We start from the raw sequence: 15118 nt of genomic DNA on the forward strand, positions 1-15118 counted from the left end.
GTTTTATTATCTAGTCTCACTGCAGCTAATAAATCTATGCAGATGACAGCGACGATATTAGTGCCATATATAAATAATGAGTCAAAATTCTTATGGTCAAGGAACGACATATTCAATCGGCAAGGTCACGTTGCCTACCACTGGCACACCAGCTTCGGTAAAGGGCTTAAACTTGCCAGAGTCAGCTTGTTTTTGTGCAGCTTGGTCTAGTAATCTATTACCAGAAGATTGAGCAACGCGTACATTATCAATCCCGCCCTGCTTATTTACTCGCAACACTAAAACGACAGTCAATTTATCACCTGACCTAGCTCTACGTGCAGCACTAGTCGGAAAACTAAAATTCGGTCGTGACGCCCAATTGGCATTGGTCGCTGTGAAGTTCACAGGAGTATTACTTGCGGCGGCGGCGGCCTGTGCTTTTGCACGAGCAGCGGCTTCTGCGGCTGCTTTTTTGGCATCCGCTTCGGCTTGAGCCTCTCGGGCAGCTTTGGCATCTGCTAATTGTTGAGCTTCTTGCGCGGCTTTTTCAGCTTGTGCTGCCAATATCTTACGTTTGTTATCAGCAGCTAAAGCATCTGCTTGAGCTGTTAATATCGACTCTTGCCGTTTTACTTCATGTTTAAAAGGTTCGTTTTCCACAGCCTTTGTTGTATCAGGTTGCGCCTTCGTTTTAGGCTTCAAATTAGGCTTTTCTGATGTTACCACTGGTTTGACAGCTGGTTTAGTCTTCGCTAGCGGCTGAGATTCTTTCACTATTTCAGGTTTAGTGGTAGTGACAGACCTAGGCTGTGGCTGTATAGGTTTTACAGGCTCAGCAGTATCCATCGCAACCTCTGGCTCTTTCGTTTCAGCCGGTAACGTCACCATCTCGATCTCGATAGGTGGCGTGTCTTTTTCTGGTTCAACTTTTATCTCAGGGGTCTTGATCGCCACTAATGCGACTGCTGTCAGCACGTGCAAGCCCACCACTATAATAATAGCCGCGAGTATCAATTTGAGTGGTGGCGCGTCTAAATCCGTTGAACTCATAACACCCTAATATTAATTAACCGAGGTAGAATGGCGTAGATAATAATGCAAACGATAACTATTATCAATAATAAATTTATAATGATTTGCTTATCAGGTAAATGCTGAACCAATAATTTGCATTATTTGAAAAGAAAAATCTGCTTAGTCATTCGGCTATCCTATCTCGAATATCGCTATCGAAACTTATTGTGTTGAGGCAGTCAAAATCAATAAACACAGAAACGTTAATAAAACTCATTATCATTTGTATTGATAATGAGTCTCAATTAATTTATCATAGCCACTGATTGATTGCCCATCTTATAATATAAAAATTTTCAAGATATTAGGGCTTGTCTTAATAATATAAGCGTCTCTATATTTAAGCGTAAAAAACAATCAATAAAAAAACATGACTTTTAAAGTAATACCGTCGAGCATTGTATAGCGTGGAGCATCACGCTAGATAAGCTCTTTTTCTTTTCATATGGCCAATCATTTTATTTACACGTTGTCCAACCAGCTAATATACCGAGTTATTTATGTCTATCGCTTTATTGTCTAACCGCTCTCCTAGCACCTTTTTTAAACGCCCATTACTGACTGCTATGACGACCGCACTCGTTGCTAGTATCAGTGTGGCAGGCTGTAGCTCACCAGAATCAACGGACTCTGAGCCAACAGATACCACGACTGAAAATCAAACTGCTGACAACAGCGCTGCTAGCACTATCACAGTGGATACCGTAAAAGGAGACGTCGAGTTAGCAGTAAACCCATCGCCAATCGTGGTGTATGACATGACATTGATGCAGGATTTGGCAGCGCTTGATGTGGCTATTGATGGCGCGCCAGCCACAACACCTCTAGATAACTTACAAGCCAAAAATCAACCAGCACCTGCAGGCGTCGGTACGGTATTTGAGCCAGATCTTGAGGCATTGAATGCTATGCAGCCGCAAGCTATCTTAGTTGGCTCACGTATGGCTGAAAAATATGACGAGCTCTCTAGCATTGCCCCAACACTAGACATGTCTATTGATACGGCCAATATTTATGAGTCAAGCAAACGCCGCTTGGCCGATTTAGGCGCATTGTTTGGCAAAAGTGAACAAGCCGCTAGATTACAACAAGATATTGACGGTTTGATTGAAGAAACCAAAGCCGTCACCAAAGACAGCGGTACTGGCCTAGTGGTCATGGTCAATGGCAATAAAATGTCTGTATATGGTGCTGAATCACGCTACGGCTTTATTCATAATGTCGTAAACGTACCCATCGCTGATGATCAAATCAAAGAAGGTCGTCATGGTCAGCCAATATCTTTTGAGTACTTACAAAAGACAAATCCAGACTGGTTATTTGTGATTGATCGTAGTGCGGCTATCGGCGAAGACAGTGTCGGTGCAAAAGCGGTATTAGACAATCCACTAGTGGCACAAACCACTGCATGGAAAAAAGACCAAGTGGTTTATCTAAGCCCAGATTCTTACCTTGCATTTGGCGGCTATTATCAGTGGATGCAAGATTTGACGACCATCAAAGATGCCTTTACTAACGCTAAGTAAACGCCATCATTGCTTAATTAACTGTTGTTAATGGCCGTTTTTAATGACCGTTTTTATACCTCATCTGTATGCCAGTAGCCGTTATGTCGTTATTTTCACATCGTGCACAGCCCAGCGTTAAAACCAGTACTTCTTCGCCAGCCGCATCAGCGAGTTGGAAAAGAAGTACTGGCAACAGTCTAAATGCTAAACATCGCCGTGCCGCCATGCCACCATGGTTAATCAACACGGGAAGCCTCATTATTATGGGGCTTTTGGTGTTATTGAGCTTATCTATTGGCGTGGCTGACTTTTCATGGTCCGGTTTTCTACGCAGCCTTATCAATCATAGCGCCAATTCCGATAGCTCGCTATTTTTAGTCAGCCGACTACCCCGCACTATTGCGATTATCTTGACCGGTATCTCGATGGCAGTTGCAGGGATGATTATCCAAGTAGTGCTAAAAAACCGCTTTGTTGAACCCTCAATGGTTGGTGCCACTCAGAGTGCAGCGCTTGGATTATTGGTAGTTAGCCTGCTGTTTCCAGCCAGCGCACTCATTATCAAGATGGGTGTGGCGACCGTCGCAGCCGTATTTGGCATGATGCTGTTTATGCTGCTTATTCATCGGATTCCACCGACAGATTTTTTGATGATTCCACTTATTGGTATTGTCTTTGGTGGCATTCTCGAAGCAGTGACAACTTTTATCGCTTATCAGACTGAGTCATTGCAGATGCTCAGCGTTTGGCAGTTTGGTGATTTTTCTGGTGTGCTAGCCGGACGGTATGAGTTGCTATGGCTGACCGGAGGTCTGTGTGTATTGGCCTACATCATTGCTGATAAGCTCACCATCGTAGGATTGAGCGATAATATCGCACTGAACTTAGGCATCAGTAAACGGCAGGTCACTTGGCTTGGCGTCGGCATGGTAGCGATGATGAGTGCTGTCGTCGTGGTCACGGTTGGGATGATTCCTTTTATCGGTTTAGTCGTGCCCAATATTGTCAGCCGATTGATGGGAGATAAGTTACGTCGTAGCCTGCCAGCAGTCGCATTACTCGGTGCATCCGCTGTCCTACTCTGCGATATCATTGGTCGCTCTATCCGCTATCCATTTGAAGTGCCCGTCGCAACGGTATTTGGCGTGGTCGGTACGGTGCTATTTTTGTGGCTACTATTGCGCGCTCCGGCTGATCGATAAGCCTGATATTTATGCTTGATACTACAGGATTCGCGTATGTTTTCACCGTCTACGCCTCGCTATAAAAAGACCGCTATGGCTAAAACTAATACGATAAGAGACAGCTCGATAGAAAGCGGTGCCTTGGAAGATAGTATTTTGGAAAACAGTACTTTAGAAAATAGTGCTTTGGAAAACAGTGCTACTGCCACAGCTTGGCAGAGTCGTCTGGCACAACTTTGGGCATGGATCGTCAATCATCCAAAGTCGATTGCCTCCGCTATCTTGGTCGTCTCGATGCTGCTATTTTTGACACTCAATGTTAATGGACATTGGGACTTTGCTCTACCATTACGTGGCAAAAAACTGCTGGCACTGATGGTGGTCGGCTATGCTATCGGAGTGTCGACACTACTGTTTCAAACCTTGACGCACAACCCGATTCTCACCCCCTCCCTACTCGGGTTTGATTCGCTCTATGTTCTATTGCAAAGCCTGTTGGTTTTCTTTTTGGGTGCGATTAGCTTTACCAGTATCGACCCTCTTGCCAAATTCACACTTGAAATTGTCTTGATGTTTGGCGCGTCATTATTGTTATTTAAGCTGCTATTTTCAAAAAGCAGTCAGGATTTGACACGCTTGATATTGGTGGGCGTTATCTTTGGTGTGTTATTTCGCAGCTTGTCTGCACTCATTGCACGACTGATTAACCCCGATGATTTTGTGGTCGTACAGTCCGCCAGTTACGCACAGTTCAACACAGTCAACCCTCAGCTACTGAGTATCAGCTTATTTATCTGTGCTATCACTGCGATATTTGTATGGCGCTGGCGTTATCAGTGTGATGTGTTGATGCTCGGTAAGTCCCAAGCTATTAACCTTGGTATCCATTATCAACGTCTCGCATTTGGCCTATTAACGGTCATTGCGGTTTTGGTCGCTACAGCCACCGCGTTGGTCGGTCCAGTGACCTTCTTTGGCTTGCTAGTTTGTGCGCTAACCAATCGTATTGCGCGTCATATGTATCATAGCGAACGACTGATATTGGTCAGTCTAGTCGCCATGATTTGCTTAGTACTGGGTCAGACTATCTTTGAGCAAGTGCTAGATATGGCAGGCGTATTGTCAGTAGTGATAGAGCTAGCTGGCGGTTTAATGTTTTTGGCATTGATCTTTATGTCTCAGCGCCGTTCGTTATAACCACTTAGCTGACACTATTAATTTAGATACACATAAAAAATTTTAAGATAAGACTCATTATGATTCAACTCAATAATATCTCGCACCATATCGGCAAGCAACAAATCTTGCATGACATTACGCTGTCCTTGCCAAGCGCACAGATTATTGCTCTGATTGGCCCCAATGGGGCGGGTAAATCCACCTTGTTTTCAGTTATGTCACGCCTGCAACCGCTACAGTCGGGACAAGTCCGTTTCGGCGCGCATGATATTGTTAGCTGTCATGCGCGAACATTGTCCAAAACGGTGGCAATGCTTGGACAAGATAACCAAGTGCAAGGGCGACTGCGTGTGCATGAGCTGCTGATGTTTGGGCGCTACCCTTATCATCAAGGGCAGCCGACGGCTGATGATCAGCAGAAGGTACAAGAGATTATCGAGCGCTTTGAGCTTGAGCTGTTGGCCGACCGTTTCTTATCGACCTTATCAGGTGGACAGCGCCAGCGCGTACTGATTGCTATGATTGTCTGCCAAGATACACCCTATCTATTGCTCGATGAGCCGCTGAATAATTTGGACATGTATCACGCTGGTCGCCTAATGCGTGAGCTACGAGAGCTGAGCCACAGTCAGCAGAAGACCGTCGTCATCGTCTTACATGATATCAATCAAGCCGCACAATTCGCCGATACGGTGGTCACGATGAAAGAAGGACAAGTGATGGCTGTTGGTCAGCCAGTAGATGTCATTACGCAAGAAACGATGAAACAGTTATACAATGTCGATGTGACCGTGCTAAACCATCAAGGTCGTCCAGTGATTGTTGATGCGGTTTAAGTACAAAATTTTGCAAACGAAAAAAGGAATTGTCGATGCATAAAGCTTTATTGAATAATCGATGGATAAACTATAAAAATCTATCTATATTAATTTTAGTGATTAGCTTTTGCCTGTTCATTTATTATGCTGTGAATAAAGAGATATCAAACACCTTTATTTGGCTAGGAATCACTTTATATGCTCTAAGATTGGTGGTTATTCCTATGGATTTTACTCAAGACATCTCTTCAGTAGATTATACAAAAAACTATGATGAAAATAATAGTTTGCATAAATGGGTCATGCTAGGTGAGAGATTTTCTTCCTTTATTTTTACTGTCTTGATAGCATACAGCATATTTTTGCAATTAAAATGATAACTAGGGCATGCCTTTTTGTAACGCTTTAAGCCGTTGCTGTCGACCTTTCCACCATAGATAAACACCAGTCCCCGATAATACTGCTACAGCCAGTCCAAGCATCGCCAAAAATACTTGATACAATCGATGACTCCACCCTTGACCGATCTGCCCCATATGTAAGGTTGACAACCATTGATCAGCTTTGCTACCAAATGATGAGCTTTGATAACCAAAATTGACGCGCTCGACGTTACCTGTTGCAGCATCGACAGTAATAGATGACGCGCCACCGTGCGTACCGATATCTTTATCCGTTTTAAAGCGCATCTGCCATTGCTTGTCTTCTTCGACCCAGCGAATACCTAGCAGCTGCTGCACAGACACGCCGTTCTGTTGCGCTGCACTATCGGCTTGTGCGCTTAAATAGGCAATGCTATTGGTCTTATTCACCACATGAGTGATTACATCCACATCGTTTGAGCGATTATTGACCCCCGTATTTGAATGTGCACTCCCATCTGCACGACTATTTTGTTCTGCTGTTTTATTCGGCTCAGGTTTGGCAGTTGGTCGCCCTTCTCTTGGGGTCAGTCCGACAACAGCTTGCATCACTGGCTGATAGACGGATTTCAGATTAAATCCGACACTTGACCACGCAATGACGAATAGCATAACCCAAAGCCATAAACCAAAAGCATGATGTAAATCATAGTTGAGTTTAAAGGTATTGGTTTTGCGGCGAATTTTCCATGCCGGTAACCAACGTTTAAAAAGCGAGGTGCGCTTTTTGTTAGAAGCTTGCTTTGTTTTATTCGACTTGCCCGCTCGCGGAAAGGTTAAATAAAAACCAATAAAGCAATTAATAGTCCAGACCAGTGAGACAATGCCTAAGACCCATTTGCCAATGTCGCCAAGCAATAGATCACGGTGTAGCCAAAATACTTTCCACATGGTATTACGCCATACCCACTCATCTCTATCACGAGTACCGATGATATTACCGTCATAGGGGTTCACATACACTTCTTGAAACGGTGCTTTCGGTTGATTTTCGGCGGTCTTACCTCGGACTCTATCTACCGAAAATACTGCCGACCTGTCCATCGCTATCGACGTCGGCATGCTAGAAAAGGTATGTTCTGGATAGGCACTGATGACTCTATCATGAAGCGTGGCGATAGGCAGTTGCGGTGTCTCTTGGACGTCGACCTGAGCCAGTTTATGATTGAACACATCGTCCAGCTCGTCATGAAAAGCTAATAGTGCACCAGTGATACTGGCGATAATTAAAAATGCTGCCATGGCAAGCCCCGTATAACGGTGAATCCAAAGGCAGCTGAGGCGAAGATTGAATGACATAAATAAATCTGCTGTTATATTGTGATAGTTATTGATTAAAGAATCTACTTAAAGAGGCTTGCTTAAATAAGCTCATTTAAAGAAAGTTACTGACAACACAAAAGGTCTGAACCAATAGCTCAGACCTTTTTTAATCGAACAAACCCTGTATCTACCTGTTAAAAATCAACACTAACGTCAAATACATAAGTACGACCAGGTTCGTTAAACGTACGTGCACCCGCATTCGTAGCGGTACCTTCTCGATAAACACCCTTATCAAACAAGTTTTTGACACCTGCACCAACGGTAATCGCTTTTGTCAGATCATAGCGAGTACTTACATTGGCAATGGCATACGGATCACGGTCGAGCGACAGTGTATCGAGTGCATCATCTGTGGTCACTGAACGCTTGGGAGCTTCAATCGTGCCATAGTAGCTCACATCAAAGTCAGCATTCCAGCGAGGCGTAATGTCCCAATCGACACCCGTGTTCACAGTGAACTTAGGAATAAGTGATAGCGGCTCGCCATTGTCTTTGCGCTCTGAGCGAAGAATACCTGTTACGTTAGAAGACCATGACACCGTATCGGTAACAGGCACTTTTACAAACCCTTCTAAACCTTCAATAACAGCTTCGCCTTGGTTCTCCCATACGAAGATCGAGCGACCTGTCGCTGTATCTAATGCCACACGGTCAACTCCAGCACCGATACGGTTGTCATAGGCGTTATGGTAGTAAGTCAAGCCAGCATTTAGCCCAGTGCCATCATCATAAGTAAAGGTTATCTCTTTGTTCCACGAGGTCTCATTTTCTAGGTCAGGATTACCCAGCACATGACAACCTCTTTCGTCAGTAGGTACCCAAGACGGGCAGCCATTACCACCAGTATAGTAAATATAATTTGGATCAAGTTGATATAACGAGGGTGCCTTGAAGGCACGGCTGACACCGCCTTTCACTGACCAATCAGGACTAAAGTGCCAAGTGCTGTTGATACTAGGCGACCAGTTACTGCCCGCCTCGCTATGATAATCAAAGCGTAGACCTGGAGTAATATACCAGTCAGGTGTAATCTCATAATTGTCTTCTAAATAAGCACCGATGAGGTAGGCATCAGAGGTTGGATCACGCTTCTCAGGGTCGGTCTCTACATCACCAAAATCAAAACCATCTGCAAATGTCAAGTCAGAGACCACAGGGTTATCCAGCTTTTCACCGCGGAACTCGGCACCCGCAGTCAAGGTATGACGGTCAAAATAAACATCCCACTCTGATTTGGCATTTAACGTATCGTAAGTAGCTTCTATCCACTCAAACTCCTCTCCGTCATCAGGTATCTGAATTTGTCCTTCACCACCGCCAGCACTGCCTTCACCTAGACGCTCATTAACTGTCCGAGTGTACTCTATGAAACTGTTACTACTAGCGTCATCATACTCACCGCGATGCGTGATTGCCGCACCATAACGCTGCATTTTGCTCGTTGTTTCACCTTCTAACTCATCTAACAAATTTTGGTTCACGGTTTGGAACAATGAATCACCTGCCCAGCGATTATCTTGACGGCTATAACTAACCTCAACACCGACCGTATTCATCGCATCCATCGCGTATTCGAACAATTGGCGTACATCAATATTTTCGACACCTTCAGTACCTGCCGCTACCGAGGCAGCCGGACCACTGCGCCCATCAACAATCTGTGCATCTTTGGCATTGATATAAGGATCATCGCCTTCACTATCGTGGTAACCAAGAGTGGTACGCGAGGATAGCTTATCAGTCAATGGACCAGACATATTGACGTTGGTACGCCAGCTGCTACCTTCTAGATTGTTTTCTGGTGCCTCGTAATGACCAGTAACAGAAAACTCTGTTTCAGTCGGACGCTTGGTGATGATATTTACCACACCGCCCATACTACCAGATCCATAACGAGCGGCTGCTGGACCACGCAATACTTCGATGCTCTCAATCGCACTTGGCGGCACCCACTGCGAGTCACCACGCGTGTCTTGCTCGCTGCCACGGCTAGGACGTGAGGAATTACGAGAAGTGACAGGACGACCGTCGATTAAGATAAGCGTGTTGTTCGGACCCATGCCACGCAAATCAATTTGACGCTGGTTACCACGTTGACCCGACGTCGATGAACCCGATAGATTCACACCTGGCATTTTACGTACAATCTCTGAGATATCATTAGAAAGTGAGGCTTTTTCGATGGCCTCTTTATTAATAACAGACAGCCCCGCCGCTTGTTCTAATTCCTCTCTGGCCGCTCGTACCACAATCGTGTCTAGTGTAGTCGTAGGCACTGCTTCCTGCTCAGTCGCCGCTTGTTTCTCATCGCCTTCAGCAGCAACAGCCGTGCTACTAAGCATAGAGGCCACAGCGATACTGAGCAGAACTTTGCCCGTCACTAAGCGTTGAGAGTTCTTTGGAGAAGTGAGGTATGAATGATCAGAGCGACCTGATTGGTTTAACATAAATAACGTTCCTTGAAGCACTTAGGCTCATTAGTACCTTGCAACTGCACTGACAGCGAATATTTTTAGCCACTTTGCATGCAATGCTTATCATGTATCCACATTCTCAACACATATACTAGACACACGACTGCGGAACGATACAAGTATGTTATGAAGTACGCGTATCGTAAAAATGTGACTAAAGCATGGGCAAAGGGCTTAAATATCGAGATAAGGCAAATTAGTAAAGATAGGTAATGAATAGGGTTAAAAGTTTGGTGACGCTACAACTGACATAGGCCAGCTGTTTAAAATATGGATCACAAGAAGTTCTCTAAAATAGATAAGGCAAAGAACCCTTAACTATTCTGCAATGAACGAAACACACTTTAACGGAATAGAAATAATAATGCAAACATTAATGATAATTATTCTCATTTATTTTTGAACACGTCGCTTAATCGTCTGTAATGAATGCAAAACCCGTGCTCAACGTGACGATAGAGATACCTCACGATGCCGTCTGTATAACCTCAGTACATCCAAAATTTCTCAGTGCATACAAGCTTTCTCATTACATACAAACCCTCAGTGATAGCTTGCCCAGTTATAAACGCTACAAATCAGATTCTGCATCTTGACGTTTAGTCACTTTATATTCATCTTTGCTTCTATCGAGCTTCCAATAGCGAAAAATATACCGTTGGGCTCTAATCCTATTCCAGTCTTGTCTAAAGCATTTATGAAGTTGAATCGTGCTCTATACTACTTTTAAACCTCTATCTACAATAAAAAGCCAGCTCTCTATTCAGACAGCTGGCTTTTTGCTATAAGACTTATCATCGTAAAATTAGAACTGGTAGGTTAAAGACGTTTTGATATTACGTCCCATGTCAAAATCAGTAGAAGCATCACTGGTCGCACTTAGTCGAGATGAGTGGCTAGCATACGTTTCATCAAAAATGTTATACACACCTAGCGTCGCTTGAACACCTTCGATCTGAGTTGGCGTATAGGTCATAAAGATATCGTGAACATCGTAGTTGGGTTTGGTATCTTGATTATTATCTGTAACCGATGCCACATAAGTACTGCGCCAACCTAGATCAACGATGTCAGTTGGTGCATAATTTAAGTTCACCATGTAGCGATCGCCCGAGTCAGCCGTGCCGCCACTTACCGAAGGAATACTGTCACCTGTTTCATCACCTTCACTACGTGCTCGTGAATAGCTTAGACCCATACCAAAGTTGCGAGTCGTATAATTGGCTGCCAGTTCGACCCCTTTGATTTCATAGTCTTCGTCGCTGTTTATTGTACCTTGGCAATCTTGTAAGTTGCCCGATGAACCGCGCGCACCAGTGTCGCAGTTGAGACCATATCGACCCGCGCGATCACCTGTTCTGATGAACTGCTGATAGTTTTCAATGTCAGTGACGAAGTACTTACCACTCAATTGCAGAGCATCATCAGCGATCGTTAAACCACGCAATGTCGTCGCAATACCAACCTCAGCGTTAGAACCTTCTTCCGCTTTTAGATCGTTATTAGCATAAGTCCCTGCTCCGCCATCATTAAAAACAGTTTGGCTTAAGTCTGGACCGTTAAATAGCTGCGTATAGCTCGCAAATACTTGGGTGCGTGGGGCTATCTCATAACTGGCAGCCAGTGCACCGACGACGTTGTCATACGTTTTGCCACCAGAGACAAACTCTGGAGATTCGTAGCGATCATAGCGCACACCTGGCGTTAAGGACAGTTTACCCATTTGCCATTGGTCTTCTAAATATACAGAAGTATTGGTTGCCTCATCACTGCCTGCCGCAGTGCCGTCACGAACCATTTCTGATTCTTTCTTATAGTGCTCAACACCTGCAATCAGCTTATGAGTGCCTTTGATACCCTCAATGATATTACTATCAATAACACTGGTATTCTGAATTTTGCCGCCTGTGGTTTGTACTTGAGCATCAAAATCAAAGTTGCCCACATTATCAGAGTCACGCAATATTTGCGTCTCTGTGTGGTAGATGTTGGTATCAACATCTACCAGCTGGTTTACAGGATTATAAGTATGATCAAGTGTATAGGTATCTCGGCTTATTTTCTGCGGTATTGGCTCATCAGACAGACTAGGAAAGTCTGGGCGAAATGGAAAGATACCGTCTTTTTCAGTACGGCTAAAGCTAGCGCCAATGCGGTGGTCATCAGTAATATTAGCACCCGCCTTCAATAAGATGCTTTCGCTTTCACTATCCTCAAAAAGCTCACGACCGCTACCATCTTCACCAGAGCTAGTATCACGCTTACCATAGTAAGCAAGCAGATCAATATTCTCTGTTGGGGCGCCATACACGGTGGCTGAAGTCAATAGTTCATCATTATTACTACCATAACCCAAATTGACTTTAGCACCGATTTTTTGATTAGGTTTGAGCAAGTCTGCCGCATCAACGGTTTCAAACGCAACCGCGCCACCAAGAGCATCATTACCTAGTGTCACCGAGTTATTACCAACAGCAACTTCTGCTTGTTTTAGTAAGTCAGGATCGATAGTGATATCACCCATGTGATAGAACAGCGCACCTTCTTGGCGGGCGCCATCAATCGTTACTTTCAGATTGGTATCATCTAACCCACGTACACGAATACGTTGGTTGACCGATGATGTGCCGCCGACACTCACTCCTGGCACCACATCCAAAAAGTCGTTCAAGTGGCTTGCTTGAGCCGCTGGCGTATAGTCATCTATATAGACAGAATCTTCTTGTACATTGTTACGGACTGAGCTATTAGCCGTCACCGTGATGGTCTGTAGCGTTGTATTTGGCATATCTTCTGCTGTGGCTGCACTGGCCGCTTGTGACCACAATACGGCTGCCACCCCTATAGACAATACGGTCAACTGACTAGATAACTTAATTTCGCGCATAACACACTCACTTTATTTACTATTAGAATTTTTAAAGCCGTCGATAAACGGTCTTTTATAAAACTGCCCTTTAAGCGACTTGTTTGATATATCCAAGCTCGCTACGCGAATAACAGTATTAATGTTAATGATAATGATTAGCATTAATTATTGAGAGGCATAATAACGAAGTATTAACAATTTGGCAATAATTAATATAAAAATTCGCATGAATAATGCTGATCAAGCACGAATATACAATGAGATGCTTTGATAATTACAAATACAAGAGTATGCAGGGCTATAAGCACGGCTGATTTAGCATTGATGAAAGATCAACTAGGGCGTGTCTTGATCAATAATAACGATATGGTCTAGCACTTGTTTTTTTTGTACTACTGTACTAGAATACTGAAACAAGATAGTTCTCAGCGAAAAATTACTCGATGAGCGACTTATCTATTTTCTTTGGCTAAGATTACCTATTATGACTACCGATCCTTATCAGAGCTTAGTGAAACATTTGACGAACTGTACTGATAGCTCAGATATCGACAAGCTGCTCAGTGCACTGCTGACAGATAAAGAGCAGCACGACATCGCCAACCGTATTCGCATTTTTGACTTGCTTGATCGCGGCATCACGCAACGTGATATCTCTGAGCAGCTAGGCGTTGGTATCGCAACTGTCTCTCGCGGTGCCAAGGCTAAGCAAAGCCATGATGTGAGCGCGTTGCTGGCCACTCATAGAAGCCGCTCTTAAGCCACTTATTTCAGCACTATCCACCTTTTTAATTGCTACTCTCTTACTTATTAATCGACACACATTTGATGAATTTCGGACTTTGTTATGACCTCTATTACTCGCATACAGACCAAGCCTGCTCCTATTGATATTCCGAGCAAACCAAAGCGTATTAAGCTCACGCAAGATATTGATTTCTTTGCGTTATTCAAACGCATCGAGAGCGCTTTTGATACCTGCTATTTGCTCGAATCATTAGGCGAAGATAGCCATATCTCACGCCATCATGCGATAGGTTTTGATCCTGTCACGACCATAGCTGCATTAGATCGCACTACGCTTGCCATTACCGATAATAAAACCGCTGAAACCAGCCACTATCAAACTGATAACCCTTATCAACTGCTCCGTACCATCACGCCACAACATGTCATCGCCCGCGATCAAAGCGGCGGTCTGGTCGGCTACTTGGGTTATGACTGCGTGAACTTCTTTGAGCCTAGCCTTAATGCAAAAGCCAGCGAAGATTTTGAGCCCTTTAAGTTTGGCGTGTATTTAGATGGATTGACCCTAGATAAAATGACGGGTGAAATTTTCTATTTTTATTACCCGACCGCTCAGCAAGAAAACCGTATTGAGCAAATAAAAGCCCTACTCGATGAACCAACGCCTAGCTATGAAGCGCCGAAAGTCGAGTTCTTAGGTGATGGCATGAGCCAAGAAGAACATGCCAATGTTGTCATGCAGGTCAAAGAAGACATTATCGCTGGGCGTATCTTTCAGTGTGAAGTAGGCTTTAAGTCTAAGTATCGTATTGCCGGTGACAAGATGCCCATTTATGAAAAGCTGCGTGCTGTCAATCCGTCACCGCACATGTATTTTATGAAATTTGCTCAGCAATGCATTATCGGTGCTTCCCCTGAGCTGCTATTCCGCTTGCGCCAAGGTGAAATGGAAACCTATCCGCTTGCAGGCACTGCCAAGCGCGGCGTCGATGTGATCGAAGACCGCAAGCTTGCCCGCGCACTGCTCAACGATGATAAAGAAATTGCCGAGCACAATATGCTAGTCGACTTACATCGTAACGATATTGGCCGTGTGGCACGATTTGGTACGGTAAAAGTCCGTAGCTTGATGGATATCAAACGCTTCTCACACGTGCAGCATATTTCTTCTGAAATCGTTGGTATCTTGCACCCTGATGAAGATATGTTTAGTGCCCTTGCCAGCAACTTCCCTGCTGGTACATTGTCAGGCGCGCCTAAAGTAGAAGCCATCAAAGTGATTAATGAGCTAGAGCCAGACGGACGCGGTGCTTACGGCGGCGCATTAGGCTCGTTTAATTTCAATGGTGATTGTATCTTTGCCATTCCTATTCGCAGTCTATTCATCAATGGCGAGTCTGCCTATGCCCAAACTTGTGGTGGCAACGTTTATGACTCAAACCCAGCCGATGAATACTTAGAGATTCAGCGTAAACTGTCTGCGATGAAAGTCGTATTAGACAGCTTTATGTAACTGTAATTTGTACCAACCGTAA

General features: G+C 44.3%; 11 protein-coding genes. 7 read left to right on the plus strand and 4 right to left on the minus strand.

All coding sequences use genetic code 11. The features are described 5' to 3' along the window. Positions 1–96: 96 nt before the first annotated feature. The gene (locus ACMFL8_RS11165) at positions 97–1032 is read right to left on the minus strand and encodes a TonB family protein (RefSeq protein WP_413191014.1); all 936 of its coding nucleotides are present in this window, start codon (positions 1030–1032) and stop codon (positions 97–99) included. A gap of 524 nt (positions 1033–1556) precedes the next feature. Here ACMFL8_RS11165 and ACMFL8_RS11170 point away from each other — a divergent pair. From ACMFL8_RS11170 to ACMFL8_RS11190, 5 genes are all read left to right on the plus strand, one after another. Then, positions 1557–2582, plus strand: a complete 1026-nt coding sequence (locus ACMFL8_RS11170; RefSeq protein ID WP_413191015.1) for a siderophore ABC transporter substrate-binding protein — start codon at positions 1557–1559, stop codon at positions 2580–2582. 206 nt (positions 2583–2788) lie between these two features. After that, positions 2789–3766 (plus strand): ABC transporter permease, encoded by a 978-nt coding sequence (locus ACMFL8_RS11175; RefSeq protein ID WP_413191396.1) that lies wholly within the window; start codon positions 2789–2791, stop codon positions 3764–3766. 75 nt (positions 3767–3841) lie between these two features. Continuing rightward, on the plus strand, positions 3842–4945 hold the full coding sequence (locus tag ACMFL8_RS11180; protein ID WP_413191016.1) for an iron chelate uptake ABC transporter family permease subunit: 1104 nt from the start codon (positions 3842–3844) through the stop codon (positions 4943–4945). 59 nt (positions 4946–5004) lie between these two features. After that, on the plus strand, positions 5005–5763 hold the full coding sequence (locus ACMFL8_RS11185) for an ABC transporter ATP-binding protein (RefSeq protein ID WP_240215325.1): 759 nt from the start codon (positions 5005–5007) through the stop codon (positions 5761–5763). A 35-nt stretch (positions 5764–5798) separates the two neighbouring features. Then, on the plus strand, positions 5799–6122 hold the full coding sequence (locus ACMFL8_RS11190; RefSeq protein WP_240215324.1) for a hypothetical protein: 324 nt from the start codon (positions 5799–5801) through the stop codon (positions 6120–6122). A 3-nt stretch (positions 6123–6125) separates the two neighbouring features. On the opposite strand, the gene ACMFL8_RS11195 is transcribed toward ACMFL8_RS11190, so the two are convergent. The 3 genes from ACMFL8_RS11195 to ACMFL8_RS11205 all read right to left on the minus strand — a co-directional run bounded on the left by ACMFL8_RS11195 (position 6126) and on the right by ACMFL8_RS11205 (position 12854). Further along, a complete protein-coding gene (locus ACMFL8_RS11195; RefSeq protein ID WP_413191017.1) occupies positions 6126–7409 on the minus strand; it encodes a PepSY-associated TM helix domain-containing protein in 1284 nt (427 codons plus the stop codon). 215 nt (positions 7410–7624) lie between these two features. After that, entirely contained in the window at positions 7625–9940 is a 2316-nt protein-coding gene (locus ACMFL8_RS11200) for a FepA family TonB-dependent siderophore receptor (protein ID WP_413191018.1), read from the minus strand. Between the two features lie 832 nt (positions 9941–10772). Continuing rightward, a complete protein-coding gene (locus tag ACMFL8_RS11205; protein WP_413191019.1) occupies positions 10773–12854 on the minus strand; it encodes a TonB-dependent receptor domain-containing protein in 2082 nt (693 codons plus the stop codon). A 466-nt stretch (positions 12855–13320) separates the two neighbouring features. Between ACMFL8_RS11205 and ACMFL8_RS11210 the strand changes: the two genes are divergently transcribed. Next, the gene (locus tag ACMFL8_RS11210) at positions 13321–13596 is read left to right on the plus strand and encodes a Trp family transcriptional regulator (protein ID WP_210540290.1); all 276 of its coding nucleotides are present in this window, start codon (positions 13321–13323) and stop codon (positions 13594–13596) included. 87 nt (positions 13597–13683) lie between these two features. Continuing rightward, entirely contained in the window at positions 13684–15096 is a 1413-nt protein-coding gene (locus ACMFL8_RS11215; RefSeq protein WP_240215320.1) for an anthranilate synthase component I family protein, read from the plus strand. Positions 15097–15118: the final 22 nt, after the last annotated feature.

Source organism: Psychrobacter sp. AT9 (assembly GCF_047272965.1).
Lineage (GTDB): Bacteria > Pseudomonadota > Gammaproteobacteria > Pseudomonadales > Moraxellaceae > Psychrobacter > Psychrobacter glaciei.

What these genes read in the sequence shown, in the direction of transcription:
- ACMFL8_RS11190 (WP_240215324.1), top strand. Translation starts at nt 5,799, where the DNA reads ATGCATAAAGCTTTATTGAATAATCGATGGATAAACTATAAAAATCTA.
- ACMFL8_RS11210 (WP_210540290.1), top strand. Translation starts at nt 13,321, where the DNA reads ATGACTACCGATCCTTATCAGAGCTTAGTGAAACATTTGACGAACTGT.
- ACMFL8_RS11215 (WP_240215320.1), top strand. Translation starts at nt 13,684, where the DNA reads ATGACCTCTATTACTCGCATACAGACCAAGCCTGCTCCTATTGATATT.
- ACMFL8_RS11205 (WP_413191019.1), bottom strand. Translation starts at nt 12,854, where the DNA reads ATGCGCGAAATTAAGTTATCTAGTCAGTTGACCGTATTGTCTATAGGG.
- ACMFL8_RS11170 (WP_413191015.1), top strand. Translation starts at nt 1,557, where the DNA reads ATGTCTATCGCTTTATTGTCTAACCGCTCTCCTAGCACCTTTTTTAAA.
- ACMFL8_RS11185 (WP_240215325.1), top strand. Translation starts at nt 5,005, where the DNA reads ATGATTCAACTCAATAATATCTCGCACCATATCGGCAAGCAACAAATC.
- ACMFL8_RS11180 (WP_413191016.1), top strand. Translation starts at nt 3,842, where the DNA reads ATGGCTAAAACTAATACGATAAGAGACAGCTCGATAGAAAGCGGTGCC.
- ACMFL8_RS11175 (WP_413191396.1), top strand. Translation starts at nt 2,789, where the DNA reads ATGCCACCATGGTTAATCAACACGGGAAGCCTCATTATTATGGGGCTT.
- ACMFL8_RS11165 (WP_413191014.1), bottom strand. Translation starts at nt 1,032, where the DNA reads ATGAGTTCAACGGATTTAGACGCGCCACCACTCAAATTGATACTCGCG.
- ACMFL8_RS11200 (WP_413191018.1), bottom strand. Translation starts at nt 9,940, where the DNA reads ATGTTAAACCAATCAGGTCGCTCTGATCATTCATACCTCACTTCTCCA.
- ACMFL8_RS11195 (WP_413191017.1), bottom strand. Translation starts at nt 7,409, where the DNA reads ATGGCAGCATTTTTAATTATCGCCAGTATCACTGGTGCACTATTAGCT.